This window comes from Deltaproteobacteria bacterium (assembly GCA_019309045.1).
Lineage (GTDB): Bacteria > Desulfobacterota > Syntrophobacteria > BM002 > BM002 > JAFDGZ01.
Window position 1 is genome coordinate 1 of sequence record JAFDGZ010000158.1, and the last position, 3,676, is coordinate 3,676.

The 3,676-nt window shown below is 53.6% G+C and carries 4 protein-coding genes; all 4 read left to right on the plus strand.

What is annotated here, in order from left to right:
* The first annotated feature begins 63 nt into the window (after nucleotides 1-63).
* Complete coding sequence (locus JRI89_17020; GenBank protein MBW2072932.1) at nucleotides 64-963, plus strand: hypothetical protein; 900 nt, start codon at nucleotides 64-66, stop codon at nucleotides 961-963.
* The gene (gene dctP, locus JRI89_17025) at nucleotides 938-2,017 is read left to right on the plus strand and encodes a TRAP transporter substrate-binding protein DctP (GenBank protein ID MBW2072933.1); all 1,080 of its coding nucleotides are present in this window, start codon (nucleotides 938-940) and stop codon (nucleotides 2,015-2,017) included. Before JRI89_17020 ends, dctP begins: the two co-directional genes overlap by 26 nt.
* On the plus strand, nucleotides 2,014-2,523 hold the full coding sequence (locus JRI89_17030) for a TRAP transporter small permease (GenBank protein MBW2072934.1): 510 nt from the start codon (nucleotides 2,014-2,016) through the stop codon (nucleotides 2,521-2,523). The genes dctP and JRI89_17030 overlap by 4 nt, the downstream gene beginning before the upstream one ends.
* Nucleotides 2,520-3,676 (plus strand): TRAP transporter large permease subunit (locus JRI89_17035; protein ID MBW2072935.1); only part of this gene is annotated, 1,157 nt, incomplete at its 3' end. The genes JRI89_17030 and JRI89_17035, both read left to right, overlap by 4 nt.

Below are 3,676 nucleotides of genomic sequence, written 5' to 3' on the forward strand. Positions count from 1 at the left end.
AGCCTCTGACGAAAGTATGCTGGCACCATCTGTCAATGGCCACAGGAGGAAAGTTGGTACATTATGCACAATACAGCAAGAAGCCTTCCACTGCTGATACTCGCAGTAGTTATCCTCCAATTTCTTGCCAGCGGCTGTGTCCCCAGCAAACAGGCTAGAATCGCCGCAGTGGCTCACACAATGGAAGACGTGGCCCGGGCTGCAGCCAAGCAGTCGGATCTCACCATTATTCAACAGGGAACGCCTGCCTACCTGATGCTGGTCGACGGTCTGATCGAAGCTTACCCTCAGGACAAGCGGCTGCTGGTTGCCGGCGCTCAGGCCTACACCCAGTATGCGGCAGCTTTCATGGAAGACGCCGAACCAGCAGTACTCTCAGGCCTTTACTCTAAAGCCAAGCAGTATGGTTTCAGAGCGCTCACAGGAGAAAAGGAGCCCAGGGAGGTGGCAGTCGGCACTCTGCAAGACTACAACATTCTGCTCAGTCGTTTCAATAAAGAAGATGTGCCGGCTCTCTTCTGGACAACAAGCGCCTGGGCTGGCTGGATCAGAGTAAATCTCAACAATCTGGAAGCCCTGGCCCAGCTTCCCTATCTGGAGGCCTCCATGTCCAGGCTGCTAGAACTCGATGACACTTACCACTATGGCGGTCCTCATCTATTGCTGGCCTCCTACCTGGCTGCAAAACCAGCCATCCTCGGGGGAGACATTGAAAAAGCCAATGAGCATTTTCAGCGGGCCTTTGCCCTGGGCAAAGGGAAGCTCCTCATGGCCAAAGTACTGTACGCTCAATATTACGCCAGACGGCTTGGAAGCAAATCCTTGTTTCAACATACTCTCGAGGAGGTGCTCGCTGCTCCTGTGGATTCAGTACCGGAACTGACCCTGGCCAATACTCTCGCCAAAAGGAAGGCAGAGCAACTTCTGGAGAAAACTGATGAATATTTCGCGGAAATGCCATAGAGATATGATGCGCCGCCCACGATATATAGTGAGGAACCAATGTGGAATTCTGGCGCTGGTGCTTGCCCTGAGCCTCGGCCTCAGCTGGGGAAAGGGGTACGCCCGGCCGCTCTTTGAAATCAAACTCGCCACCCTTGCCCCAGAAAACAGCTCTTTGATGAAAATTTTCAGGCAAATGGATGGTGAACTGAGACGACAAACAGAGGACCGCCTGGGATTCAAGATTTTTTCAGGGTTTTCTCTGGGGGGTGAACGCGACATCTTTCGAAAAATGCGAATAGGCCTCATACATGCCGCCACTTTTACCAGCACGGCGCTCGCCACCGTGAACCCAACCGTGCGCGTTCTGCAGATTCCATTCCTTTTCGACAATTACCGCGAAGTTGACTATATCCTGGAGAAAGAGGGACCAGAGTTACGGCGCGGTTTCAGAGAAAAGGGTTACGAGGTGCTCGGTTGGACTGAGGTTGGTTTCATCTACATCATGACAACCGTTCCCATTGCCAGCGTGGAAGATCTCAAAGGCAAAAAGGTCTGGACGCGGGCCAATTCCCCCCTGGCAAATGCAGTGTTCCGCAAGGCCAGGGTCTCACCTGTGGCTATCGGGGCGCCGGATGTTCTGGTAGCGCTGCAGACTAATCTTTTGCAGGTGGTATACAATTCCCCTTACTATGCTCTCATTACCCAATGGTACAGCCGTATCAAATACCTTACTGACCTGCCACTCACCTATATCGGCGGCGCTCTCATCATGAACAGCAAGACCTTCTCCCGTCTTTCTGCCGCAGACCAGAAGATATTGCGAGAGGTATGCGCCAGATACACGCGTCTGTTAACAGAAAAGACCAGAGAGGACAACAGTGAGGCCCTGCGGGTTATTCTTCGTCATGGCGTGAAAAAGATATCACCAGAACCGGCTGAGATAGCACGATTCAAGGATCTGCTGAACCAGGCTGTGAGAGACCTTGGCTCAAAGTATATGCCGCAGGCAACATTCGAGAGAGTCAGGGAAGAGTTGCAGGCATTTCGCTCCGGAGAAAAAAAAGCGCCATGACCAGTAGACTGCTGCAGGCAGCAAGATCATCCGCCAGAATTTTCAGGCAGCTGGAAACAATGGTGTTGGTAGCTCTCGTGGTCCTGCTTGCCGGCTTCTCGCTTCTGCAGATCATTCTGCGCAATATCCTCTCCACGGGGCTCGTCTGGGGTGACGACCTCCTCAGACACGGCGTCCTCTGGATCAGCTTCCTGGGAGCAGCTCGGGCCACCGCTGAGAGGAAACACATAACCATTGACATTCTCCCCAGGATTCTTCCTGCCAGAGGGCAGTGGCTCATCGAGGTCGTCAATTCGCTTTTCTGCTCTGTGGTCTGTGTCATTCTCCTGGCTGCCTCGTGGGTTTTTGTCCTTGATGAAAGACTTGCAGGGGGCATTGCCTTTGCCGGCATACCCTATTGGTGGCTGGAGATGGTTTTTCCCTTCAGCTTTGCCCTGATGGCCTTCAGGTTCGCTTGCAATGGTATAGCTACTCTCCTCCACCTTTCAGTGGAGAACAGAGAATGAAAGTTCTTCTTGCCGTTCCCTTCCTGGCAGTGCTCGTCTCCGGCGTACCCCTGTTCATTGTCATCTCAGCGGTGGCTCTTCTCTGCTTCTATCTTGCGGGCGTCGACCTTTCCATAGTGGTCATAGAAATGTACCGCCTGGCTGCCAATCCTCTGCTCATTGCTCTGCTTTTTTTTGCCATGGCTGGCTACATCCTGGCTGAAGGAAGCGCGGGCAAAAGGCTGGTTAAACTGTCCGCCTCTCTGTTCGCTTGCCTGCCGGGAGGGCTGGCCATTGTGTCGCTGCTGTCATGTGCCTTCTTTACAGCCCTCACTGGCGCCTCAGGCATCACAATTGTGGCGCTGGGTGGCATATTGCTGCCCGCCTTGCTGGAAGACCACTACCCGGAGAATTTTTCTCTGGGTCTGCTGACCAGCTCGGGCAGCCTGGGTCTTCTTTTTCCTCCAAGCTTGCCAATGATAATCTATGGGGTGGTGGCTGATGTCAGCATCCCGCAGCTGTTTCTCGCTGGCCTGCTGCCTGGCATACTGCTCGTAGTGCTACTTTCCGGCTACAGTGTGGCAAAGGGAGTGCGCAGCGACTGTCAGGTGGCCTCATTCAGGACGGCCGAGTTCCTGCAGGCGGCAAGACTGGCAGTCTGGGAAATCTTGCTGCCAGTGGTAGTTTTCGGCGGCATCTACAGCGGCGTCCTTGCTCTGAGTGAAGCCGCGGCCATCACTCTTTTTTATGTCCTGGGCGTCTCCCTTTTCATCCACCGAGATGTGAGGCTGCAGCAGCTCCCGGGCATTGTTGTCAAAGCGGTCATGATGGTGGGCGGCATTATTGTCATTCTCGGCTCCGCCCTTGCCTTCAACAGTTTTCTTGTCGACCAGCAGATTCCCAGCAGAATCCTGCTCTTCATTCAGGCCCACATTGAGAGCAGGTTTGTCTTTTTGATAGTCCTGAACATTTTTCTGCTGGCAGTGGGATGCGTTCTGGACGTCTATTCAGCTCTCGTTGTCATAGTCCCCCTCATTGTCCCCATCGCCAAAGGCTACCACATCAATCTGCTGCACCTGGGGGTGATTTTTCTTACCAACCTGCAAATCGGCTACTCAACTCCGCCAATCGGCATGAATCTTTTTATTGCCAGTCTGCGCTTCGACCGTTCAAT

What these genes read in the sequence shown, in the direction of transcription:
- dctP (MBW2072933.1), top strand. Translation starts at nt 938, where the DNA reads ATGAATATTTCGCGGAAATGCCATAGAGATATGATGCGCCGCCCACGA.
- JRI89_17020 (MBW2072932.1), top strand. Translation starts at nt 64, where the DNA reads ATGCACAATACAGCAAGAAGCCTTCCACTGCTGATACTCGCAGTAGTT.
- JRI89_17030 (MBW2072934.1), top strand. Translation starts at nt 2,014, where the DNA reads ATGACCAGTAGACTGCTGCAGGCAGCAAGATCATCCGCCAGAATTTTC.